This is a genomic window from Luteolibacter sp. Populi (genome assembly GCF_040801775.1).
Lineage (GTDB): Bacteria > Verrucomicrobiota > Verrucomicrobiia > Verrucomicrobiales > Akkermansiaceae > Haloferula.
In genome coordinates this window covers 815324-838340 of record NZ_CP161812.1, presented here as the reverse complement: position 1 = coordinate 838340, position 23017 = coordinate 815324, and the positions used below count along the sequence as shown (strand labels likewise).

Below are 23017 nucleotides of genomic sequence, written 5' to 3'. Positions count from 1 at the left end.
GTTAGAAAAAAAACAGGGCGATCCGATAAGCCACGAAGGCCGCGACCCAAGCGAAGACGGTCATGAAGGCGAACTGCCCGACCGCCCATTTCCATGACCCCGATTCCCGCGCCACCACCGCCGAGGTCGGCAGGCATTGCAGCGCGTAGATGAAGAAGACCAGCAGGGAGATGACCGCCGGAATCGTGAACATCTTCCGGCCATCCGGCCAGGTCTCGCCCACCAGCCGCTCGCGCAGGGAAGCCTGGGTCGCTTCGTCGTCTTCGCCTTCCTCCACGTGGAAGAGCTGCGCCATCGAAGTGACGAATACCTCGCGCGCGGCGAAGGAAGTCAGGATCGCGGTGCCGCCGCGCCAGTCGAGCCCCAGCGGCTTGACCAAAGGCTCGGTCAGATGCCCCACGCGGCCCATCATGCTGTGGTCGAGTTGCTCGCCGGGATCCTCGCTGCCGGATTTCGGGAAAGTTTTGGCCGCCCACAGCACGATCGCGATCGCCAGGATGATCGTGCCCGCCTTCTGAAGGAAGGCCCCGGCCCGCCCTCCGACATGGCGGAAGACATAGCTCCACTGCGGCGCACGATAGGGCGGCAGCTCGAGCATGAAGTGGGTTTTCACTTCATCCGGGCCGAGCCGGCCGCGGAGGATGCGCGCCACGACCAGTGCCGTCAGCGTGCCCAGAGCGTAGATCGCGAAGAACACCAGCGCTTGGACCCAGCCGCCGGCCCCCGCCAGCAGCAGGGGCACCAAGGTCAGATACACCGGCAGGCGCGCCGAACAACTCATCCAGGGGGCCACGAAAATGGTCACCAGCCGCTCCTTCGCGGAATCGATCGTGCGTGTCGCCATGATGCCCGGAATCGCACAGGCATAGGAGCTAAAAAGCGGCAGGAAAGCCTTCCCGCTGAGTCCCACTCGACCCATCAGCCCGTCCATGAGGAAGGCCGCGCGCGCCATGTAGCCGGAACTTTCCAGCAGCCCGATGAAGAAGAACAGCAGAACGATCTGGGGCAGGAAGATGACCACGCTGCCTACACCCTCGATGATGCCGTCCGTCAGGAGATCGCGGAGGTCGCCCTCGCCCATGGCGCCCGTTACCAATTCCTGCAGCCAGGTCTTCCCGGCGTCGATCGCATCCATCGGGATCGAGGCGAAGGAGAAGATCGACCAAAAGATCAGGAACATGATCCCGATCAGCGCGACCCACCCGAACACCGGATGCAGCAGCCAGCGGTCGAGCTTGTCGGAAATCGTCGCGCTATGCCCGTCCGGCCGCCGCGCCGCCACTTCGCAGATCCGCAGCGCCAGCGCCCGGCGGCGTTCGCCGGACTCGTCCGCCGTGCCGCCCTTCCACGGCGCATCCGCCGGGGTGGGGAAGGGGTGCCGCAGAGCCTGCTTCAGCTCCACGATGCCCTTGCCCGCATTCGCCTGCACCGGCACCACCGGCACGCCGAGTTCTTCCGAAAGCTTCTGCGGATCGAGCCGCAGCCCGGCCTTCTCCGCCACATCGACCATGTTCAGCGCCACCACCACCGGCAGCCCCATCTCGATCACCTGCAAGGCGAGCACCAGATGCCGCTCCAGGTTCGAGGCATCCACCACGCAGACAACGATGTCCGGCCGGGGCCCGCCTTCACCCGTCAAGGCCTTGCGGGCGATCTCCTGATCGGGGCTGCCGCCGTCCAGCGAGTAGCAGCCGGGCAAGTCCACCAGCCGCAGCTTCTTCCCGTGCGGCGTGAACATTTCCCCCGACTTCTGCTCCACGGTCACCCCGGCATAGTTGCCGGTGCGGTTCGCAGACCCCGTCAGGGCGTTGAAAAGCGTGGTTTTCCCGGCGTTTGGATTGCCGGCCAGGGCGACGGTTTCGAGTGAACCGGACATTGGAAAATCAAGCGACGGCCACCATCACCTGGCTGGCCAACTCGCGGCTGAGGGCGAGCCGCGTGCCGCAAACGGAGCAAACCAGATTGCGCCCGTCGGACAACTTCCTCACCTGCAGGGTCTCGCAAAAACCCAGATCGCGGAGCTGGTCGCAGGCCGGGCCTGAAAGCAGCTTGATCCGGAAATCACAACCCACCTGCGCCTGGCTCAAACTGACCAAGCTGTCGGCATGTAAGTCGTTAGCGGTCGCGAGCCCCATCGCGGTTAGAGTCCGCAATTGAGATGGATTTGCAACAAGAATTCCGGGGCGTATGGTGAAAGCACCGGGGCACTTCGCAAAACAGGGGTGAAAATGCGCATTAAATCATTCCATTCCGGCAGGATTCTGCGCTAGATGCGATTGTTCATGACGGCCCCTGCACCCAGTCTCTCCAGCATCCCAGTATCCTGCCTTCCGGTTCTGGATGAAGCCTTCCTGCCCGCCGCACTGTGGAATCGCGCTTACCGCGGATTGGCCGCGGATGCCGCAGGCTCACGGGAGATCGATCTCGCCTTGGTCAGGCCGGATGGCACCGCCTTCCGCTGGTCCTCGCCGCTCCTCCCGGATGAACCCGCGCACGCTCCCACCACCCTCCGCTACGTCGAGCGCATCCTGAAATTCCTGCTCTGGCAGAAGGGCGGCAGCCGCGTGCTGATCGCCGGAGCCCCGGAACTCGTTCCCGCTCTCGCCGCCATCTACGGACCGGACGGTGCCCGCGATTTCGACAGCGGCTTCATCGGCGGCAAGATCTTCGGCGAGCCGATCTCCTTCCATGCCGTCGCCAAGGACGAACTCCCCGCCGAGTCCGGCGAGGCGATCGCGCTCGGCCGCCATCTCGGCGGCTGCCGCATCGGCTTCGACCTCGGCGGCTCCGACCGCAAGTGCGCCGCGCTGATCGATGGCGAGGTCGTCTTCTCGGAGGAAATCGTCTGGGATCCCTATTTCCAGAGCAATCCCGACTACCACATCGAGGGCGTCCAGGATTCCCTGATGCGTGCCGCCGCCCACTTGCCGCGCGTCGATGCCATCGGCGGCAGCTCCGCCGGGGTCTACGTGAACAATGAAGTCCGCGCCGCCTCGCTCTTCCGCGGCGTCAGCGACTCCGACTTCGAGACCCGCATCAAGGGCATGTTCTTCGAGCTCAAGGAACGCTGGAAGGGCATCCCTTTTGAAGTGGTGAACGACGGCGAAGTCACCGCCCTCGCCGGCTCGATGTCGCTCAACGAAAACGCCGTCCTCGGCGTCGCCATGGGCACCAGCGAGGCCGCCGGCTACGTCGATACCAACGGCTCGATCCGCCCTTGGCTCAATGAACTCGCCTTCGCCCCCGTCGACTACCGCGACAGCGGCCCGCTGGACGAATGGAGCGGTGATGAAGGCTGCGGCGTCCAATTCTTCTCCCAGCAAGGCGTCGCCCGCCTCGCCAAGGCCGCCGGCTTCGAGTTCGGCGGCATGCCCTTCCCGGAGCAGCTCGTGGAAGTCCAGAAGGCCATGAAGTCCGGCGACGGGCGTGCGCGGAAAATCTACGAAACGATCGGCACCTGCTTCGGCTACGCCATCGCCCACTACGCCGATTTCTACGAGATCCGCAATCTCCTCATCCTCGGCCGCGTGACCTCCGGCGAAGGTGGTGACATCATCATCGCCGGGGCCGAGAAGGTCCTCGCCACCGAGTTCCCCGCGCTCCGCATCAAGCTCGTCGTCCCCGACGAAAAGACCAAGCGCCACGGCCAAGCCGTCGCCGCCGCGAGTCTGGCTGCGGTCTGAATCTGAATTCCACCACTCTTAGCCGGGGAATCTCCAAACGGTTTTTGCAATGCGCGCGAGGGCTCTTTGGCGCGCCCCCAATAGCGAAGGGGTCCACTCCTCGTAATCTGCAAGTTTTTGCGTAAGGCCGTACTGGCTCGTTCGGAAAACTGCGGATTTCTCTTCGAACGACTTTTGACCGAGGTCCTTGTTCTTCCCCTTTTCAAGGAGTGCGTAGTTGCCAAGTCTGTCGACGTAGCGTGCATGCTCTTCCTCGGTGAAACTTCCTTCCCAGTTCACATCGAAGCTATCAGGCAAGATGTGCTCTATGGTTGCGTTGGTATTATTCCAGGAAAGATCTTGCCCGGAATGTTGCTTTTCGAGTTCGCAAAGGATGTAACGGATTACCTTCTTGCCTTTACTACTGGTCGCTTGTCGGAATACTTCGAAATCTGCAACGAATTGATCGTCGTCTACATAGACCGGCATTAGTAGTTCTCGGACATTTGAAGCATTTATTACACTTCCCGAAGTGATGCCGAGCGCAGCCTCATTATAGCGGTTTTCAAGTTCGTGAGTGCCGAGGCGACTGATAACATTGAATCGAAATGACAACGTCGCGCAGTCCCTAAGTACCATCACCGCCGCTTCAACGGGAAGGTGGCGGCAAGCAGCGAGCGCCAGCGGCTTGTATTGGCTGACATTGAAAAGCACCAAGGATCTGACCTGTTCCGCTGCCCCTGGAAAATCCATCCAGAACTCGCTTTCGGGATCTTGAAGGGCCTGATAGCAGGCCGCTGCCCTTTCAAGATCCCTGATGAGGTCAATGGCATCCTCGGCAGAAGAGACTTCTTCGCGGATTCTGCGAAAGAGGCGTTCTTGCCTGACAAATGGGAACTTGGAATTGAAGAAGTGGCGGAGAAATTCCGGAAGTCGCCGCGCTCCAATCTGGGCTGTAATTCTCTGCCAACGTCTTAGTACGTGCTCAAGATCGCCCTGTCCTTTCCTTGAGACTAGCGACATCAGGTAGTTCTTGATAAGATCACTCGCGGTCAGTTCCAAACCGCGGGCGTTCAGTGTCTCGAAAACTGTGTAAGCCCCTACATCATTTTCCACGACTACTTGAATAAAAAGAAGATGGACTGAAACCAAGCTCTCCACCCATTCCGCAAGCTGTTGTCCGGTGTAGTTTCGGAGTTCGTCCGAAATTCGCTTTGAAAAGTAACGGAAAGCTCCCCACAGCTGCCTTTCCGAATCGCCTAGAGACCTTTCGCTCGCGGGTTTTTCTAGCTGGACCAGAGTTCCTTGATAAAAATCGTCGTCATTCCGATTGAGCGTCAACTTGCTCGTTTCCAGCAAAGACCCAGCTTGTTTCGCACCAATAAAGCTGTTTCTCAATACTGCCGCACGTTCCATATTCGGCTCGGATTCCGAACCGGAAGCAGCTAATTCTTTCAGCCTGCCGATCACGGCAAGAATCAAAATACTGAGGGTGGCGATGCGCTGCTGTCCATCGATGATGGTGAACTTCTCCGGATGGTCCTCTTGCATGAGGACCAACGATCCCATGTAGTGCTGTCCTGAGCGGCCTGAGGTTAATTCAAGCAGGTCCAGCCACAAATCCTCCCAGTGCTCTTCCTTCCATGAGTAGTCCCGCTGGAACGTTGGAACTCGGTAAGTTCGGCCATTACCAAGAAGATTTTTGAGATTTGGAGTGCTGGTGGCGAGCAGATTGGAAGCGGCCATGAGATCGACTTTTGAACAGGCTTACTGGAGCGGTTTGAAGAGGATGTAGCAAGAGCAGCTTTCGCTCTGGGAAACGGCGCCTGAAAGCCAGAAAAGCACCGGCCCTTGCGGACCGGTGCCTTACCGAACAACTGAACCAGGAAAACAAACTCTTCAGAAGAACGAGCGGAAGCCGAACATGTAGGTCACCGCATCCACATCCCCGTCACCCGCACCCGGGGTCTCAAGGTGGGTCAACTCCGCACCGAGTTGGACCTTCAGGTTGTCCCCGCAGATCAGGTAGTTGAGACCCGCATACAGCGTGTGCAACTCGTCGCCGCGGCCGCCGTTGACCACGTTCGGATTGCCGCCGCCACCGTAGTTGGTGGCCCGCACGTAGCGGCTGTTCACGCGGATGCCCTGGTCTTCCTCGGCACCGGCATACGCATACTGCACCACCGCCTGCAGCTTGGCCGGGACGATCCAGTAGTAGGGCGTCGCCACGAAGCCCCAGAAGTTCCCGCGGCGCGCCGCGTTCGACTGCATCTCGTCGTCGCCGTTGTCGCCGTAGATCCCCTCGATGTTCACGCCGCCCTGGCCGATCGAGTATTCGGCGGAGAGGGTCGTCGCCCAGCGGTAGTCCAGCAGCGAATCCTCGTTGGCGAACCGCTCGTCGGCGTTGTTGTAGAGGAATTCAAAGCCGAAGCGCAGGTCGTCGGTGGCGGAGTAGATCAATTCCGCATTATAGATCAGGCCGTCGTTCCAGCCGCCCCAGCCTTCGACGTTGCCGGCATCGACACCCGCTTCATCGCTTGCCTCATCGCTGCTGGAGATGCCCAGGATACCGTTGAACTTGCCCTTGGCCGCCGTCACGAAGACACCCGTCGGACGGGCGCTCTGGTAGAGCTTGTTAGAGATGGCGGAACGCTCGACGGTGAGCAGCGCGTTGGAAGAAGTCCGGGCCTCCAGGCCGCCGTGCCACTTGTAGCGTCCGTAGTTCACGGTCAGCGCATCAAGCCCGGAGATGCTGAAGGCCTTCAGCACGTCGAAGGTGAAATACGACTCGTCGAAATCGACGTACTTATAATCGAGCTCGCCGCCGTTGAAGCGCTCGTCGTCCACCAGGTTGACCACACCCTTGTAGGAGAAGTAGTTCAGGAAGCCGATCTTGCCGCCCAGACGGAAGCGGCGCGCGTCCGTGTAGTCCTCGCTGAAGTCCTGGCCGTTGGTGCCCTCGCCATCGACGTAGGCGGCTTGCCAATGGTAGCGGCCTTCGAAGACCAGCGTCTGGACCACCGGATTCTCGGGGATCTTCACCGTCCCCGGCTTGCTCGAGAGCCAGGTGCAGAAGTTGAAGTCGCTGAACATCGAGCTGCTTTCGGCAGGTGCGGGAGCAGCCGGGGGTTCTCCGGCCATCGCCACGCTGGAGAGCCCGCAGGCGGCGAGCGCCACGGTCTTCAATCGGATGGAGTGCTGTTTCATGGATATGTGTGGAAGCAAGGCAGCGGGGAAGCTTGGGCTCCCTGCCGACGTCGGAAAACCCAGCGATTGTGTCGCGCTTGTGACAGAATCCCATGGTGACGTTCCCGTCACATATCCATCTGGACCCCGCATCCCGCTTGGTTACGGGGCTTCCGGGTTGATCCGCCGTTGCCCCGCCCCGGGTTTCGTGACAAACCTGTCACAGAGACCCGGTGGACCTTTGTGACGGCAATGGCATCCATGCCGTTGACACCGTTCGCGGTGCGAAATCCATTATCATATCATGCGCAATACCATTCGATTCACCGCCGCCAGCTTGTTCGCGGGAGCCATGCTCGCCGCCACCGCCGGTGCGCAGACCGTCAGCATCAAGGGTTCCGATACCCTCGGTGCCAAGCTCGTGCCGCAGCTTGCCGAGAGCTTCAAGTCGAAGAACGGCGGAGTGAAGTTCGAGATCGCCGCCGAAGGTTCTTCCACCGCTTTCCCCGCACTCGCGAATGGCACCGCCCACATCGGCATGTCTTCCCGCAAGGCCAAGCCGGAAGAAATCACCGCCGCCCGTGCCAAAGGCATCAAGCTCAATGAAGTCGAAGCCTGCCACGACATGATCGTGGTCGTCGTCAACAAGGCCAACAAGGTCAAGACCCTGACCAAGGATCAGGTCGGCAAGATCTTCACCGGCGCGGTCAAGGATTGGAGCGAAGTCGGCGGCGCACCCGGCCCGATCTCGATCTACACCCGCAATACCGCCTCCGGCACCTACAAGGATTGGCAAACCCTCGCCATGGGCGGCAAGAACTACGCGGGCAGCTCCCAGAAGCTCGCCGGCAACGAACAGATCGCCGAGGAAGTCGCCAAGAACAAGAACGGCATCGGCTACGTCGGCCTCGCCTACGCGAAGAAGAGCGGCATCCTCGATGTAACCATCGATGGCGTCGAGCCCGTCGCCGCCAATGCCAAAAGCTACGCCTACAGCCGCGCCTGCTACTACTACATCCCCGAAAATGCCGACGCCACCGCCAAGGCATTCTTGGACTTCGCGACCGGCGCTGACGGCCAGAAAATCGCCAAGAGCCTCGGCTTCGTTCCGAACTGAGACTCCCGCCTGACGATTTTGACACGCAATCCCGGCGCGGGGAAGCCCCGCCGGGATTGCCATTTCCAAGAAGCGCCCTCAACTTCGCTCCAGCACGCCACGCATGCCGGAATCCACGTCGCCATCCCCGGTCCCCGCCGGTCATCCCTTCCGCCGCAAAGGCCGCGGCACCGACGGCCTGATCAAGGCCTTCTTCGGTGCGAATGCCGGGCTGACGGTCGTCATTTTAATCCTGATCATCGTCTTCCTCTTTCGCGAGGGAGCGGGCTTCTTCCCGGATTACCGCAAGGAGCTGGAACTCTATCGCAAGGCCGGCCTGGAGTTCGTGGATATCCCGCGCAAGGACCTGAAGGCGCACGAGCAGATGTCGTCCCTGCTCAACCGCGCCTACTACGCGCAAATCAATGCCGCCTGCCGCAAGGAGTTCCTGAGATCGGATGAAGGCACTGCCCTCGTCAGCTACGTGAATGAAGTGGTAACCCCGGCGCAGAGCGCGCTCCTGCGGGTCAAGGAGAGGGCAGGGGACGGAGAGATCCCCAAGGATCTCCAAGCCAGCCTGACCGCCAAATACAAGGAACTGATCGACCGCGCGATGGCCGGCAAGTTCGACAAGGGCCTTCCCGAGACACCGCATCTCAGCGAGGCCGAGCGCTCGGAATTGCTGGCCGCATTGGCCTCGCGCGATCCGCTTTCCACCGACGACCCGCCCCTGATCGCGGTCATCGATGAGCAGCTCTCCGCCAAGCAGGCCGAGGCCGCCGCACCCCTCACGGATTTCCGCGCCGCGATCGATGAGTTCTCCGGCAGCTCCTCCGCCCTCGAAACGCTCGTCTCTGAAACCGGAGACATCGTGAAGGCGACCAAGGAAGGTGCCACCCTCCACGAGATCGAGGTCACCAAGCGCAACACCCTTCTCGAAGCCGCCGCCTCGACCAAGAAGCCCGAGCTGAAAACCCAGCTCGAGGCCGATGCCCAAGCCGCCGTCACCACCGAGCCCGTCGATTTCAAGACCGCCCTCGAGCCCGTGCTGGCTCGCCTGACGGAATTCCGCGATGCCAATGCCGCGCTCCAGAACTCCGGCAATGCTGTCCTCGACAAACTCCCGGTGAAGCTCGAGGACGAGAAGGCCAGCCGCTACCTCTCCACCTTCCGCAAGGCCCTTCCCGAGTATCACAAGGAACTCGGCGATACCGTCGCCAAGATGGAGTCATGGAAGTACGACCTGCCCGTGGGCCTCGGCGCGACGCTCTGGGGCTTCATCTCGGGCCGCGATTGGATCACCGGCGGCGAATGGCAGGACTTCTACGGCATCATCCCGCTCTTCGTCGGCTCGGCCCTGATCGCCGTGATCGCACTGGCACTCGCCATCCCGCTCGGCGTCGGCGCAGCCATCTACACGAACCAACTCGCCGGCCGCCGCGAGCAGAACTTCATCAAGCCGACCATCGAGTTCCTTCAGGCCATCCCTTCGGTCGTGCTCGGCTTCCTCGGCATTGCGGTGCTCGGCACCTGGCTCCAGGAAACATCAATGAAGGACTCCTTCTCCTGGATGCCCGGCTTCCCGCTCCAGCAGCGGCTGAACATGTTCACCGCCGGTTGCCTCCTCGGCCTGATGGCAATTCCCACGATCTTCAGCCTTTCGGAAGACGCCTTGAACAACGTCCCCTCCGCCTTCGCCGAGGCGTCCGACGCACTGGGTGCCTCGAAACTCCAGACCGTCTTCCGCGTCGTCTTTCCCGCCGCCATCTCCGGCGTGCTGGCTGCCGTACTGTTAGGCCTCGGCCGCGTGATCGGGGAAACCATGGTCGTGCTCTTGGTCGCGGGGAACCGCATCGAAATCCCCGACTTCACCGAGGGCCTCGGCGTCTTCTTCCAGCCCGCCCACACCCTCACCGGCATCATCGCGCAGGAGCTGGGGGAGGTGCCCTTCGGCAGCGTCCACTACCGCGCGCTCTTCGTCGTCGGCCTGGTCCTCTTCATCATCGTGCTCGGCATCAACTGGGCCGCGCAGCGCATCCTCCATAAATTCCGCATCGGCCACGAGTGATGGAAAATCCCGAACAACTCATCCGCAAGGGCGTCAACCACGGACGGCTCAAGGCCGGCTTCGTCAAAGGCTTCCTCGGCGGCCTCACCTGGGGCGTGGTGCTCGTCGCCCTCCTGATCTTCGGCAAGATCTGCTGGGATGGCGCACCGACCCTCCTCAAGCCGGAGTTTCCCTACCTCGATATCGGCTTCCTGACCAAGGAGACCGAAACCCTCCACGTCTTCGATGACTCGGCGGGCACCCGCCACAGCATGCCCGCCTCCGAGTATCACGCCTGGATCGGGAACAACGGCACCGAAGCGGTCTTCAATGAGCAGACCTACGCCTACTCCGGCGGCGGCATCGCCGGCCCGATCATCGGCACCGCCCTGCTGACCGGGCTCAGCATCGTCATCGCCCTCTTCTTCGGCGTCGCCGCGGCCATCTACCTCAGCGAGTATGCGAAGCAGGGGCGCTTCATCAATCTGGTGCGGCTCGCGATCCTCAATCTCGCCGGCGTGCCCTCGATCGTCTTCGGCCTCTTCGGCTTCGCCGTTTTCGTCCTCGCCGCTCCCGTTCTAACAGGGGATCCCGCCGACCGCACCTTGTTTTCCATCCCGCTGGGCTTCACCTACCTCAGCTTCCAGGGCTGGAACTCCTCGCTGATCGCCGGCTCGGCCACCCTCGCGTGCATGATCCTGCCGGTTATCATCACCGCCTCGGAGGAATCCCTGCGCGCCGTGCCCCAGGGCTTCCGCGAAGCCTCGCTGGCACTCGGTGCCACCCGCTGGCACACCATCCGCAAGTGCGTGCTGCCCTTCGCCCTCCCGGGCATCCTCACCTCCTCCGTGCTCTCGCTCGCCCGCGCCGCCGGTGAAACGGCACCGATCATGTTCACCGCCGCCGTCGCCGCCAAGGAACTCCCCTGGGCGAATCCCGCCGTGATGCTGCAGAATCAGGTCCAGGCCCTGCCCTACCACATCTACACCCTCGCCGCGCGCATCCCGACCTCCGAATACACCCAGCGCGCCCAGTATGGCTCGGTCTTCGTCTTCCTGATGATGATCTTCCTCTTCTCCGCCGTCTCGATGATTCTCCGCCACCGCGTCCGCTCCAAGTTGAAATGGTAAACGGATCCACCACCACCCCACCGGCCATCGCCATCGACGGACTTCGCTTCAACTACGGGGCGAAGCAGGTACTGCACGACATCGGCCTGGAAATCCTGCCCCGCGAGATCACCGCCTTCATCGGCCCCTCCGGCTGCGGCAAGTCCACACTCCTGCGCTGCTTCAACCGCATCAACGACCGCATCCCCGGGGCCAAGGTCACCGGCGGCGCGATCCGCATCGCCGGCATCGACATCGCCCGCCCGGATCTCGATATCCAGATGCTCCGCCGCCGCGTCGGCATGGTCTTCCAGAAGTGGAACCCGTTCCCGAAGTCGATCTACAACAATGTCGCCTACGGCCTCCGCATCCATGGCGAGAAGGACAGCAAGACCCTCGACGAACGCGTCGAATACTGCCTGCGCCGCGTCGCCCTCTGGGATGACGTCAAGGACCGCCTCAAGGCCAGCGCCTTCGGCCTTTCCGGCGGCCAGCAGCAGCGCCTCTGCATCGCCCGCACCATCGCCACCAAGCCCGACATCATCCTGATGGACGAGCCCTGCTCCGCCCTCGACCCGCTCTCCACCCTCAAGGTCGAGGAACTCCTGTTAGAGCTGAAGCGGGAATACACCATCGTCATCGTCACCCACAACCTCGCCCAGGCGAGCCGCTGCTCCGACAAGACCGCCTTCTTCTACCTCGGCAAGCTCATCGAGCACGGCCAGACCCACAAGATGTTCTCCAATCCCTCCGTCCGCCAGACCGAGGAATACGTCTCCGGCGCCTTCGGCTGACCCATCGGTAGGCAGGAGGCATCGCACCGAACGGCCCCTAACAGCCCGCCCCCAAGGGTACGTAGTCCCGCCTTCAGGCGGACGAAGCACCGGACTGGCATCCTTCGCCATCAAGTCCCCGGAACGAAAGCCGCGCAGCGGCCATGGACTGCTGCGGCTCGCCGCAGCCTTCGGCAGGCAGCTTGCTGCCGTGAAGCACGGGCAAACTTCCTCCCGGATGACGCTTCAAAGCGCCGTCCAGGAAGTAGCGCGGCTCTCCAGAGCCGCGGACATATACGTCCGCCCTTACCGGAAACCGCTGACTCTCCATTCTTTCTTCCCGCGCCCGCATCCCTCTCCCTCCGGGAGACCAGCCAGTAGCCGGAGCCCAAGCGCTCCAAGCGCGCCCCCCCGGTCCAGCCACGCCCCACCCACAAACCCCGGAGGGGTTCCCGCACGCCCGGATCCACCCACCGATCCCGCCAATCAACCCAAGGGAAGGGGACCAGAACCCTACTCCCGGACCCTCACATTCCTAAACTCGATTCCTTCCCCATGATGCTGCAGCGCGATCGGCCCGCGCTCCGGCAGGCCCGGCATCTGCGCGCGATCGATCACCAGCTTGCCGTTCAGCTCGACCGAGACCCGGTCACCCTTCGCCGTGATCGTGAAGTGATTCCATTCGCCCGGCGCGTGATCCGCCTTCTCCTTCGGCACGCACGCCGCCCGCACCTCCGGCGGCATGTCCGGCTTCTTCTTCCGATAGCCATAAAGCTCTCCGGATCCCGTCGACTTGCACACGATGTTGATCTGCGACATCACATCGCCGCGGATCAGGATCCCGCTGTCGCCGCCGGCCAGCACTTCCTCCTTCTTCTTCGTGCCGTCCTCATTCAAGGCATCATCCCCGTTCGGCAGGATGATCTTGAGCATCTTCTTCACCGGCGGATCGGGGAAACGCCAGTCCAGCTCCAGCACGAAGTCGCCGTAGTCCTTCTCGCTCCACAGCTCCTTGCCGTGCGCCTTCTCGTCCGTGATGCCGCGGATCACACCGTCCTTCACCGACCATGCCCAAGCCACATCCTCCGGCGTCTTCCACCCCTTCAAATCGCTGCTGTTAGAAAGCACCGCGAAGTTCTTCTCCTCCGCCTTCACCCCGCAGGCGAGTAATCCCATCGCGCAAACCAGCGCCGTTCTCCCGAATGTAGCAGTCATGGAATTCAGAATCGGTAATCGAGCCCCGCAAGAATCGTCCGCCCGCCGGTGATGTCCTCGTGCCGGAAGTCACCGTTGGTCTTCCTCTCCGTCTCGAAGCGCTGCTCGTCGAATAGATTGATCACTTCCACAAACGCCTCCACCCCCGCGCCCAGCTTCTGCCGCGCCCCCAGGTTCACGATCCACTCGGACAGGTAGCCGATGTTCGTGCCATCCGACTCCGACCAATCGAAGTCTCCCACGAAGTTCCCCGAAACGCTCAGCCGCGTGCCGGTCTTCTCGATCTCATAGTCCACACCGATGTTCGCGATGAACTCCGGCTGCTCCTCGAAGGGGCTGCTCCTCCCGTTCTCATACTTCACGCGCGAGGAATACACGGATTGATTCGACCACAGCTCCAGCCCGTCCAACCAAGCCACGCCCGCCTCCCCGAAGCGGAAACGCTCGTCCAACTCCACACCCTTCAACCAGCCGTCCCCGACATTGCGGGACTGATAGAGATCGTAAGAATTGCCACCCACCAGCGTCGTGCCGGCGCGGTCCTCCTGGATCACATCGCTGATCTTCTTGTAGAAGACATTGGCCCCCAGAAACAGCGGACCCTTCTTGAAATCCACTCCCAGATCCACGTTCCAGCTCCGCGCCGGATCGAGATCCGGGTTGCCGATCTCCACCCGCTCGTCGTCGTCATTGATCCGGCGGTAGGGGCTGAGCTGGTCGAATTGCGGACGGTTCACCGTGCGGGAAAGACCCAGGTGCACCGCCAGTTCCTTCACCGGCTGATAGAGCGCATGCAGCGTCGGATTCCAATCCGTCATCGAGCGGGATGAATTCAAGCTCCCGCCATCCCGCGCATCCATCTCCAGATACTCCGCGCGCAGTCCCGGCAGCAGGCTGAACTCATCCGTCAGCCACACCTGGTCCTGCACGAAGCCCGCCACGTAATCCTCGCGGATCCGGTAGCGGTCGGCCGCCGTCGTCAGATCCGTCACCGCGCCCGCATCGTCGAATTCCCGCAGATGATGGTCGCTATCACGCGTCTTGGTCCGTGCCGCGATGCCGAATCTCACCTGCTGCCTGAGCGCCGTCGGGATGTCCAGGATCGTCTTGGTCTGGAAGTCGAGCGTCTCGTCCTCCTTGTAGTAATCCTCCAGCGAGTTCCCGTCGTATTCCAGCACGCCGCCGCTTTCCTTGAAGGAATCCGTCGAGGAACGCGGCATCATCTCGAAGGACTTGTAGTAAGCCAGCAGCGACTCCTGCCGCGCGTCCGGAGCCCAGTGGTGGACGCTCGTCGCCGTCGCACCCTGCGTCTGCTCCCGGCGATCCTCCGCATCGTCGTCGAAGCTCTCGTTCTTCTCCACCGCCTTGGTGTAGTCGATCCCGCGCTTCTGGCTGCGCTTCTCGATCTCCCGCCTCAGATACAGCGGCTTGATGTGGATCTCGCCGCCCTCGTAGAAAAATCCTGCATCGAGGAAGGCCGCATAGGTCTCCACCGGCGTGTCCTCGTGCCGCACGCTGCCCTTCTCCAGGTCGCCGTTGGCCGCGTAGTCGAAGGTGTTCTTCACCTTCAGCGTCGGATCCAGGCCGTAGGTGAAAGCCCCTAACAGGCCGAACCACTCCGCCGGCCGCCCGCCCGCCACCACCGAAGCATCCCACAGCGGCGTCTCGCGATTGCGCCCGCCGTAGCCCAGGCGCAGGTCGCCCGAAAAGCTCTTCGGAATGTCGATCGTTTCCAGCTCGAGGCGGCCGGCGATCCCGTCGCTCTCATACTCCGCGGTCGGATTGCGGATGATCTTGGCCTCCTTGAAGAGCCCCGTGGGCAGGCGGTTGAGTTGGAATTCGCGCGACTCGCCGCCGCCTTCCGGAATCGAGACCCCGCTGATCTGGGTCCGCGAGTAGCCCTTCGGCATCCCGCGGAGCTGCAGGTCGTCGTTCTCGTTGATGTTGCCGCTGAAATAGATCCCCGGCGCATACTTCAGCGCATCGCCGAGCTGCAGGGCCGGAATACTCTCCAGCTCGTCCCCGCCCAGCCCCACCATCGGCACCGGCGAATCCATCCGCCGGGCCTCGATCGTCTCCTGCTTCGTCGCCTCCACCACCACCGGACTCAGCGTCGGCAGCGCCTCTTCCGCAGGCGCGCTCTGCATCGCAGCCATCAAAATCCCCACCGACGACGACATCCCAAAACTCCAAGTCCAAGCCAAACGCATGCCCGCCTAACGGACCACTCCCTCAATTCTTGGCCTCATTTCCACGAAATTTTCCTCTCAACCACCCCAACGCTTCCACCCACGGACAGCCCCCCTGGGACCGCGGAGCCACCCGGCCCGCAGAACGGTCCCCCGCTGCCCGCGGCACGCAAAGGCAGGCAGTCGCGTAACGGCTTTCTCAATACCAGCCTCGTCGTGTCCACCCCACTTCAGGCTTCTTCCCCAAGCGAGTCCCTGTCTCCGCCTACTCCGCCAAGACCTCCACCACCACACTCTCCGGCCCGGTCCCCCAACTCAACGGCAAACCCTCTTCCATCAACTCCCGCCCCGAGAAACTCCCCGCCTTCACATGCGCCACCTTCCCCGCATGCGCTTCGCTCACGCGATAATTCTTCCCCGCATCCAACCCAGGCACCACCAAGCTTCCGTCCGCCGCCGCCCCATGGTTCTCCGTCCGGAACGCAAAGAACACCGCTTTGGACTTGTCCTCCGCCACCACCGCATTCGTGCAAATATCCGACGCATAAGGAGACTGCCCCCGGAACACCTCGCCGCTGTGCAGCAAAGGCCGCAGCCGCTTGTAAGCCTCGATCCCTTCCCGCAGCTCCCCGATCTCCTCCGCCTTCAAATGCGACGGGTCCAGCTCCACCCCCAGCCGCGCCGTCATCGCCACATCGATCCGGAACTTCATCGGGAACTTCCCCGAATCAAAGCTCTCCGCAATGTGCGCCCCGCAGGCCATCGGCGGGAAGAAATGCGTGTAACCCCAGTGCATCTTCAGCCGCTTCAGGGGATTCTGGTTATCACTCGCCCAGAACTCCGCATGCCGCTGCAGCGATCCATACTCCGCCCGCCCGCCGCCGCTCGCGCAATCCTGCATGATGATCTTCGGATACTTCGCCACCAGCCGGTCCAGCACCCGGTAGTAAGCCCGCGTCATCTCCGTCGTCATGTTCATCTGCCCGGCGGCAGAAGCACCCTGCGATCCGCCATCCTGCAAGTGCCCGTTGTTATCCCACTTGATATACTCGATCCCCGGATACTTGTCCAAAATCCCGGCCACCGTCTGATACGCGAACTCCTCCACCTCCGGCTTCGAGAGATCCAGCGGCAATTGGTTCCGCCCCAGCCGCTGCTCGCGCCCCGGCAGCTTCACCGCCCACTCCGGATGCTTCGCGAAAAGCTCGCTGCGCGGGTTCACCATCTCCGGCTCCACCCACAGCCCGAACTTCAGGCCGCGCTCATGCGCCTGCTCCGCCAGCCACTGGATATCGTGCGGCAGCTTCTCCCGGTTCACCTGCCAATCGCCCAAACCCGCATCGTCGTTGTTGCGCGCATTCACGCCATTGCCGAACCAGCCGTCATCCAGGACGAACATCTCCACCCCCGCCTTCACCGCCGCATCCATCATCCCTAGCAGCCGGGCTTCATCGAAGCTGAAATAGGCACCGTCCCAACTGTTCAGGATCACCGGCCGCGTCACCTCCACCTGCCTCACCCCCGACTTCCGCGCCCACCGGTGCAGGTTGCGCGAGGCCCGGCCCTTGCCATTGCCGGACACCGTCAGGATCAGGCGCGGCGTCTCTAACAAGGCACCCGCCGCCAGGCTCTGCGGCTGGAAGGGATTGATCCCGCCGCTCACCCGCACCGCTTCCTTGAACTCGCTCTGGAAGTCCAGATGCCAGTTCCCGCTCCACGCCAGCGAGCCCGCCACCACCCGGCCGGATTCCTCCTGCGCCGGGCCATCGCTCACCACGAAGCTGCTGCTATACCCGTGCGTCGGATGCGTGAAGCTCTGGTTGCCGATCCGCCGCAGGCCCGTGCCCACCGGTGCTTCGTTCCAATTCATCTCATCGCCCCAGCCGCCGCGGAAGGTCGTGAGGTGCAGATCCTTCCCGCCCAGCGAGAACGCGAAGGAATCGAAACGCAGCAGGGTCACCGCCGCCTTGCTGCCATTCGTGATCGTCGACCAGGTCTCGATCACATCCTCCTTCTCGTGCGCCAGGAAATGCAGGTCCACACCGATCCCGCTCACCGCATCCCTCAGCCGGATATCGGTGCGTGCCACACCCGGAGCCGGTATCGTCACCTCCTGCGAATCGAAGCGCAGCGCCAGATTGCGCAGGCCATCCGCACCCAGCACGTCCAGCGTCGGCTCCAGCAAGGCGACGTCCGCATTGCGGTCCACGTAATCCGGATAAGCGTAGATGCCCGGTGCGCGGGTCTTGTCGGGCTCGCTCTTCACGCCGAAGCGGCGCTGCTCCAGCTTCCCGTTGTTCACGCCGAAGGTCCACTCCAGCGCGAGCGTCTCCACCGTGATCTTCGTGGCATACCCCGCCAGCGCCTTGCCCGAATGCTCCAGCTTCAGGTCCAGCCAATCGGCGTGATCCTCCGTGCTGCCGTCCCCGCCATCGTTCGCCACCAGCTTCAGAACCTTCACGCCATCGAGCTTCACGGTGAAAGGAACCGCCTCTTGCCCGCGGCGCAAGACCGGGCTCTTCCACAGCTCCTTGCCATCGCCCTCGATCACGAATTGCAGCGAAGCCTTGTCGCCCACCTCGTCATCCACCCCGCAGGCCCCGCTGATCTCGCTCGCCTCGCCATCGAGCGCCAGCGGCCACTCCGACTTCGCATGTGTCCCGATCCCCGAGCCATAAGTCTTCCCGCCCACCCGCAGCGGATTCCCATCCACCGACCGGTTCGCCCGCGCCTCCGCCCAGCCCTGCGTGATGATGTATTCAGGTGAGGGCAGCGTCGCCAGATCGGTCGTCACCGCCGGCGCGACCAAGGGTGCGAGCGCCAGGGCCGCGGAACAAATGCTGGAGCGGGAAATCATGGGTTTGAAAAGGGAGAACCTGAGCTTCGGGCCAAGGATTGTCCAGCACGCCCGGCCTCGCCTGCCAGTCGCCCAAACATGCGAGTCCTGCCTATCCCAGCCACCACACCGCCGAACTCCTGCCGGTCCCCGCATGCTTCTGCCCCGGCAGCCTGCACGGATGCTCGGGCCTGCCGATCAGGCCGGGGTCGATGCCGAATTCCGTGGCCGTGGTCTGGAGCGATTCCAGCACCGCCGGCTCCGGCGTGTGGAACCATGCGTGCAGGCTCTTGCCGCCGGTGTGGAGGATGGCGGCGAGCTGCCAGTGCATCGCGTCCCGCAGCCAGCGGATCAGGGACAGCGAGTCGCGCAGGTGCTCGCGCCGCTCATCCACGGTCACCGGCTTCACCCCGCCGAAGCCGTCGAAGTCCAGCACCGTGTACGGCGCTTCCCGTACATGGGCCGCCGCGCGCGAGACGGTGCCGGGCTGCCAGAGGGCGGGGGAGACCATCGGGCCGATCTCCGCCAGCTCCGCCGCCTGCCACTCCGCGCAGCTCCGCCAGTGCGCCGCATGGGCCGGGCCGGAGTGGTGGACCTCCCCGGTCCAGAGCAGGGCTTCCGGCGGGAAGAGCGTGGCGAGGAAGTGCCGCGCATCCGCCTTCACCCGCGGGTCGTCCAGGCGCTGCGGCGAGTCCTCCCACAGCTCCGCCGCCGGCCAGCGGTGGCGGGTGAGCAGCACGCGCAGCCGGTCCTTCGCGATCCGGCGCAGGCGCTGCTTCTCGCGCTGGCGGGCTTCCTCCCGGGCGCGCTGCTCGCGGTAGCGCAGGCGCTCCTCCGGGCTCAGCTCGCGCGAGACCAGCACCCCGGCCAGCGCGAAGATGCGGCTGCGGTGCGCGGCATCGCCCGGGTGGGCGGCGCAGGCGAACTTCCCGCTGGGGAAGATCACCAGGTGCTCCGCGCGCCGGTCCTGCTGGTCCTCCGCACAGGCCGGACAGCGCGCGATGAGCTTGCCCGGGCGTTCGCGCACGCGCTCCAGCAAGGCAGGGTCGAGGTGGGATTGGGAGTCGGCAGTCATGGTGGTTCGCTTCGAAAACCTGTCCATCCATCCACGCCGCCTAAGGGAAATGGATGGATGGACGGACGGACGGCTTGGGGAGGGGAAGATGCGGCGGTTATCGGGAGCCCCGAGAGGGGCGGCAGGGAGATAGCCCCGAGCAGCGCCCGGGGTCGGGAGAGGAGAGGCATTGGTCCCCTGAAGGGGGACAGGGAGGCGTGGACGAAGAGAGATATAGTCATCTCCCTTCGTCCCCGTCCGCCCCTGTTCCCTGTCACGTCACATGCCATTGCTCGCGACCTCCCTGTCCCCCTTCAGGGGACCAATTCCTGATCCGGCACACCCGGGGTTGCGCTGCGCTTACCCCGGGCTTTCCCCCTGCCGCCCCGTTGGGGCTGATGAGGCATCCAGGCCTCATCACTTCGTCCATCCATCCATTTTCCCTTAGGCCGCGTGGATGGATGGACGGCTTTCAGTCCTCCCGCCAATAGAGGCGGCCCTGCGTGTCTTCCTCAATGTTCGCGTCGAGCTGCTTGAGGATCTGGTAGGCCCGCGAACGCTCGCAGATGCCCGCCGCGACGAGGCGGCCTGCCGCTGCCCCGCGGGTCTCGCCTGCCATCCCGCGCAGGGCCCGGGCGATGTCTTCGAAGGGCAGGCGCTTGCCGCGGCTGACCGGCTCCCCGCCGAGGAAGCCGTCCATGTCGAAGTCCGGGTGGGCCTGGAAGAGGCCGTTGCGGCGCAGCCAGGCGCTGGGGGCTCCTTCCGTGCCGTCGTTGTTCTTGCAGCAGGTCAGGACCACCCCGTCGTCGGTGGTGTCGTTGCTGGCGGCTTCCAGCGCGAAGACGCAGCGGGCGGCGCTGCCGATCTGGTAGCTGCCGGCCAGCTCGTGGAGGAGCTCCCGGCCCTGCTTGCGCGTGGCATCGCCGCTCTTCTTGCGCATGTGGTGGATGACCAGCAGTGCCGGCTTGTCGTCCATGGCTTCCGGCAGGCACTCGAAGACGGCATCCAGCGCGCCGCGGTAGTCGGCCTGCTTGTCGCCATCCGCGGCACGGTTCCAGGGGTCGATGATCACCAGCCCGGGCTTGAAGGCCAGGATCAGGTCGTGCAGTTCCTGGCGGAAGCCCGGCTCGGCGAAGGCCAGCCCGTAGGCCGGCGGCGGGGTGATGCGCAGCCACTCGCTGAGGCGGTCCTCGCCAAGTGCTTCCTTCAGCTCCTCCTTCAGGCGGTAGGGGCCGTTCTCGCACTGGATGATCAGGGTCCGGAAGCGCGAGTGGACCGCGTGCCCCAGCCACGGCACCCCGCGCGCCCCGGCGATGGCCAGGCCCAGCGCGGCCCGACTTTTGCCCACGCCCGGCCAGCCGCCGAGCACGGTCAGGTTGCCGCGGGTCAGGTGGCAATCGCCCATCAGCTTGAAGTCCAGCGGCAGCTGGAAGTCGATGAAGTCGTCTGGCGTCCAGGCCTGCAGCCACTGGCGTTTCTTCTTGGCGGCGGGAGCAGCTTCCACGGCGACACCGGCCCCGGCCAGGATCGCCTCCGCGGTGATCGGCTTCGGCTTGGTGTTAGGAGCAGCGGCGCTGCGGGGTGCATCGAGTTCGGCGATCAAATGGCACCTCCTTCCACCGGGTTTCCGGCCTGCCGCGCTTGCTGCGCGGTGGCCAAGCCTTCCAAGTAATCGCGGACGCTGGCGTAGGACACCAGCCGTGTCCCGCGCTTCCGGCCCGGCTGGCACAAGCTCACCGACTTGATCCGGCCCTCCGCGATCAACTGGTTCGCCAAGCCCCGGCCGATCCCGAAGAGCGCCGTCACCTGCCTGGGACGGATCCACTCCGGTTTTGCCTCCATTTCAACCCCGCCCGCATCCTGCCGGGCCCCCTCCTTCGCCAACATACCACGGTGTTGCAGCATGTGTTCATAAGAACATTATTTGGCGAATCCGGCAAGCCTGGAGTTGGCTTGTTTTTTAACAGGGGAGGGGGAGCCCCTGGCATCGCGGGACAGGAAGCGAACCCGGGTTTTCTCCTCGCGCTGTCCCCGCAAAAACTATAAACCTCTCCTAATGAAAAGCCTCTCCCCGCTTTCGGTTCTGGTTTTCCTGCTCTCCAGCGGCGCCGCGTCACAGGCCGCTCTCATCGCCACCCACACCGGCTCCAACGACCCGACCACCGAGGGCTGGCTGCTGTCGGACAGCACCGCGATCGCGGGTCCCATCACCGGAGATTTCGGACAGAGCGCATGGTCCGTCGATTCCTCCGGCGGGAACTACAATCACCGCTTCAGCCTGGATCCCGCCGCCGAAGCCGACGCGAATACCAACGGCTGGCTCCTCAACCTGAACCTGCGGCTGGTGGATATCCCGGACGCCATGGACTTCGGCGTCTATGCCGACTACGCCACCAACAGCGGGATTTTCCAGATCGGCTTCGGCACCCAGGCGGATGGCGATCCCATCATCGGCCTGAATACGGATTCCGGTTTCATCACCTACGCCTTCGAGGGCGGCGGCGCCGGCTACCACAACTACCAGATCGCCTTCAACCCCGCCATCAGCGCAGCGACCCTGAGCATCGACGGCACCCTCAGGCTATCGGGCTGGACGGGGCGGGTGGGACCGGCACCGACGATTTTGAATTTCGGCTCGTTTGCAGCGGGTCATGCGAATTGGAATGAGTTCACCTTCTCCTCCGTCCCGGAACCCTCGGTAGGAATCCTGGCAGGAATCGCCTGCGGTCTCGGCCTCTCGCGCAGGAGAAGAGGCACCTGCTAGATTGATATGGAATCCTGATGGGGGAGATCGGGTTTATGAAACCTCTTCCACTGTGATCCCCGATTGTGGATAGCGATCAAATATGCGCTTCATCGCATCCCTTGTTTTCGATCCCCACTGATTGCTGAAAACGTAGGTCTTTCCGCCGAAATGAATTAATTGGTCCTCCGACGTGAAATACCTGCGGGAATTGAACGCCACTGGCAAATCATCACGAACGGTGAGGACCCGCTTCCCAGCAAACTCTTCTTCCGACTGCAACATACCTTCTGCAACGAGAAAGCGGTTCATTTGGAAAACCTGCTGCAGCTCATCTGGCGAATGACCTTGGCTTACCAAGGTGCGGATGATTTCCAGCATCGCCCGTCGCTTAGGTAGCGGAACAGTTCGGCCACCGGAATGGCAGACGATGAAGCGGGTGAAGTCCCGCTCGCCTTGTCGGGCCACCTCGTTCCGTTCTTCCTTCTCCCTCAATTTCAAAAGATAATCCGCAACTTCCGGAATGGGTATGATCTGCTGAGCATCCAGATAGATCGAGCCCCCGTCTTCATAGGGCACGAGCCGGACGCAGCGAATGTCCAAACTGCAAGCTCTGAGCCACAGCACGGTCGTTGTGATTTCCGGACCAAAATCTCCCGAGACGAGGACGATTCTCACCTTTGCGGCAACCTCGGCATCACTTCCAGGCTCTAAATGTTCCCGTAGCAGGCTTTCCGCTTCCTCGCCCGGTTGGTGCTTGGCCAGATGTGCCGCGTAAACGCCAACAACCTCCTTGAAGGAAAGCAACGATGCCATGGCGGCATAGCGAATTCCCTGCAAGTCCATGTGCCCGCCATCTTCGGTGCGCTTCAACTCAAACACCACCAGCGTCCCGTCGGGATCGATCCCCAAGAGGTCGATTCTTCGCAAGCTGCCAATCCACCCGCTGAATTCCTCGGAGATCACTAGAGTCCCGGGGGACACCACGTCAATCTGATGCATCAAGAGAGGTTGGAGATCGCCGCGTTCGCGGATCTTCAGGTCGGTCATCGTCCTTCGTTCGACTCGCCTGAGCTCGCCGGCATCGAATTTATAAAGAGCCATCAG

General features: G+C 63.1%; 17 protein-coding genes. 6 read left to right on the top strand and 11 right to left on the bottom strand.

The window, feature by feature from the left end:
* Position 1: 1 nt before the first annotated feature.
* On the bottom strand, positions 2–1876 hold the full coding sequence (gene feoB, locus ABWK72_RS03180) for a ferrous iron transport protein B (RefSeq protein ID WP_367873336.1): 1875 nt from the start codon (positions 1874–1876) through the stop codon (positions 2–4).
* Positions 1877–1883: 7 nt separating this feature from the next.
* Positions 1884–2153 (bottom strand): ferrous iron transport protein A, encoded by a 270-nt coding sequence (locus ABWK72_RS03175; protein WP_367873335.1) that lies wholly within the window; start codon positions 2151–2153, stop codon positions 1884–1886.
* A gap of 129 nt (positions 2154–2282) precedes the next feature.
* On the opposite strand from ABWK72_RS03175, the gene ABWK72_RS03170 reads away from it, so the two are divergent.
* Positions 2283–3683: an ROK family protein gene (locus ABWK72_RS03170; protein ID WP_367873334.1), complete on the top strand. Its 1401-nt coding sequence runs from the start codon at positions 2283–2285 to the stop codon at positions 3681–3683.
* Between the two features lie 18 nt (positions 3684–3701).
* On the opposite strand, the gene ABWK72_RS03165 is transcribed toward ABWK72_RS03170, so the two are convergent.
* Together ABWK72_RS03165 and ABWK72_RS03160 are read right to left on the bottom strand one after the other, a co-directional pair.
* Complete coding sequence (locus ABWK72_RS03165) at positions 3702–5408, bottom strand: DUF262 domain-containing protein (RefSeq protein WP_367873333.1); 1707 nt, start codon at positions 5406–5408, stop codon at positions 3702–3704.
* A 153-nt stretch (positions 5409–5561) separates the two neighbouring features.
* Positions 5562–6869: a porin gene (locus ABWK72_RS03160; RefSeq protein WP_367873332.1), complete on the bottom strand. Its 1308-nt coding sequence runs from the start codon at positions 6867–6869 to the stop codon at positions 5562–5564.
* Positions 6870–7152: 283 nt separating this feature from the next.
* On the opposite strand from ABWK72_RS03160, the gene ABWK72_RS03155 reads away from it, so the two are divergent.
* The 4 genes from ABWK72_RS03155 (at position 7153) to pstB (ending at position 11894) form a co-directional block, all read left to right on the top strand.
* Entirely contained in the window at positions 7153–7965 is an 813-nt protein-coding gene (locus ABWK72_RS03155) for a phosphate ABC transporter substrate-binding protein (RefSeq protein WP_367873331.1), read from the top strand.
* A gap of 103 nt (positions 7966–8068) precedes the next feature.
* The gene (gene pstC, locus ABWK72_RS03150; protein WP_367873330.1) at positions 8069–10012 is read left to right on the top strand and encodes a phosphate ABC transporter permease subunit PstC; all 1944 of its coding nucleotides are present in this window, start codon (positions 8069–8071) and stop codon (positions 10010–10012) included.
* Positions 10012–11121, top strand: coding sequence for a phosphate ABC transporter permease PstA (gene pstA / locus ABWK72_RS03145; protein WP_367875313.1), 1110 nt, complete (start codon positions 10012–10014; stop codon positions 11119–11121). Before pstC ends, pstA begins: the two co-directional genes overlap by 1 nt.
* Complete coding sequence (pstB, locus tag ABWK72_RS03140; protein WP_367873329.1) at positions 11115–11894, top strand: phosphate ABC transporter ATP-binding protein PstB; 780 nt, start codon at positions 11115–11117, stop codon at positions 11892–11894. Before pstA ends, pstB begins: the two co-directional genes overlap by 7 nt.
* Positions 11895–12386: 492 nt before the next feature.
* Here pstB and ABWK72_RS03135 read toward each other — a convergent pair whose 3' ends face one another.
* The 6 genes from ABWK72_RS03135 to ABWK72_RS03110 all read right to left on the bottom strand — a co-directional run bounded on the left by ABWK72_RS03135 (position 12387) and on the right by ABWK72_RS03110 (position 21072).
* A complete protein-coding gene (locus ABWK72_RS03135) occupies positions 12387–13088 on the bottom strand; it encodes a DUF1080 domain-containing protein (RefSeq protein WP_367873328.1) in 702 nt (233 codons plus the stop codon).
* Between the two features lie 5 nt (positions 13089–13093).
* Positions 13094–15235 (bottom strand): TonB-dependent receptor, encoded by a 2142-nt coding sequence (locus ABWK72_RS03130; protein ID WP_367873327.1) that lies wholly within the window; start codon positions 15233–15235, stop codon positions 13094–13096.
* A gap of 307 nt (positions 15236–15542) precedes the next feature.
* A complete protein-coding gene (locus ABWK72_RS03125) occupies positions 15543–18134 on the bottom strand; it encodes an alpha-galactosidase (RefSeq protein WP_367873325.1) in 2592 nt (863 codons plus the stop codon).
* A 91-nt stretch (positions 18135–18225) separates the two neighbouring features.
* The gene (locus ABWK72_RS03120) at positions 18226–19188 is read right to left on the bottom strand and encodes a hypothetical protein (RefSeq protein WP_367873323.1); all 963 of its coding nucleotides are present in this window, start codon (positions 19186–19188) and stop codon (positions 18226–18228) included.
* Positions 19189–19639: 451 nt separating this feature from the next.
* Complete coding sequence (locus tag ABWK72_RS03115; RefSeq protein WP_367873322.1) at positions 19640–20770, bottom strand: AAA family ATPase; 1131 nt, start codon at positions 20768–20770, stop codon at positions 19640–19642.
* A complete protein-coding gene (locus ABWK72_RS03110) occupies positions 20767–21072 on the bottom strand; it encodes a hypothetical protein (protein WP_367873321.1) in 306 nt (101 codons plus the stop codon). Before ABWK72_RS03110 ends, ABWK72_RS03115 begins: the two co-directional genes overlap by 4 nt.
* Positions 21073–21223: 151 nt before the next feature.
* Between ABWK72_RS03110 and ABWK72_RS03105 the strand changes: the two genes are divergently transcribed.
* Positions 21224–21931, top strand: a complete 708-nt coding sequence (locus ABWK72_RS03105; RefSeq protein ID WP_367873320.1) for a PEP-CTERM sorting domain-containing protein — start codon at positions 21224–21226, stop codon at positions 21929–21931.
* Positions 21932–21964: 33 nt separating this feature from the next.
* Here ABWK72_RS03105 and ABWK72_RS03100 read toward each other — a convergent pair whose 3' ends face one another.
* The gene (locus ABWK72_RS03100) at positions 21965–23014 is read right to left on the bottom strand and encodes a hypothetical protein (protein WP_367873319.1); all 1050 of its coding nucleotides are present in this window, start codon (positions 23012–23014) and stop codon (positions 21965–21967) included.
* Positions 23015–23017 lie beyond the last annotated feature (3 nt).

Bases quoted from the DNA above. Each gene is read 5' to 3' on its own strand.
- feoB (WP_367873336.1), bottom strand. From the start codon at position 1,876: ATGTCCGGTTCACTCGAAACCGTCGCCCTGGCCGGCAATCCAAACGCC.
- ABWK72_RS03170 (WP_367873334.1), top strand. From the start codon at position 2,283: ATGACGGCCCCTGCACCCAGTCTCTCCAGCATCCCAGTATCCTGCCTT.
- ABWK72_RS03165 (WP_367873333.1), bottom strand. From the start codon at position 5,408: ATGGCCGCTTCCAATCTGCTCGCCACCAGCACTCCAAATCTCAAAAAT.
- ABWK72_RS03160 (WP_367873332.1), bottom strand. From the start codon at position 6,869: ATGAAACAGCACTCCATCCGATTGAAGACCGTGGCGCTCGCCGCCTGC.
- ABWK72_RS03155 (WP_367873331.1), top strand. From the start codon at position 7,153: ATGCGCAATACCATTCGATTCACCGCCGCCAGCTTGTTCGCGGGAGCC.
- pstC (WP_367873330.1), top strand. From the start codon at position 8,069: ATGCCGGAATCCACGTCGCCATCCCCGGTCCCCGCCGGTCATCCCTTC.
- pstA (WP_367875313.1), top strand. From the start codon at position 10,012: ATGGAAAATCCCGAACAACTCATCCGCAAGGGCGTCAACCACGGACGG.
- pstB (WP_367873329.1), top strand. From the start codon at position 11,115: ATGGTAAACGGATCCACCACCACCCCACCGGCCATCGCCATCGACGGA.
- ABWK72_RS03135 (WP_367873328.1), bottom strand. From the start codon at position 13,088: ATGACTGCTACATTCGGGAGAACGGCGCTGGTTTGCGCGATGGGATTA.
- ABWK72_RS03130 (WP_367873327.1), bottom strand. From the start codon at position 15,235: ATGCAGAGCGCGCCTGCGGAAGAGGCGCTGCCGACGCTGAGTCCGGTG.
- ABWK72_RS03125 (WP_367873325.1), bottom strand. From the start codon at position 18,134: ATGATTTCCCGCTCCAGCATTTGTTCCGCGGCCCTGGCGCTCGCACCC.
- ABWK72_RS03120 (WP_367873323.1), bottom strand. From the start codon at position 19,188: ATGACTGCCGACTCCCAATCCCACCTCGACCCTGCCTTGCTGGAGCGC.
- ABWK72_RS03110 (WP_367873321.1), bottom strand. From the start codon at position 21,072: ATGCTGCAACACCGTGGTATGTTGGCGAAGGAGGGGGCCCGGCAGGAT.
- ABWK72_RS03105 (WP_367873320.1), top strand. From the start codon at position 21,224: ATGAAAAGCCTCTCCCCGCTTTCGGTTCTGGTTTTCCTGCTCTCCAGC.
- ABWK72_RS03100 (WP_367873319.1), bottom strand. From the start codon at position 23,014: ATGGCTCTTTATAAATTCGATGCCGGCGAGCTCAGGCGAGTCGAACGA.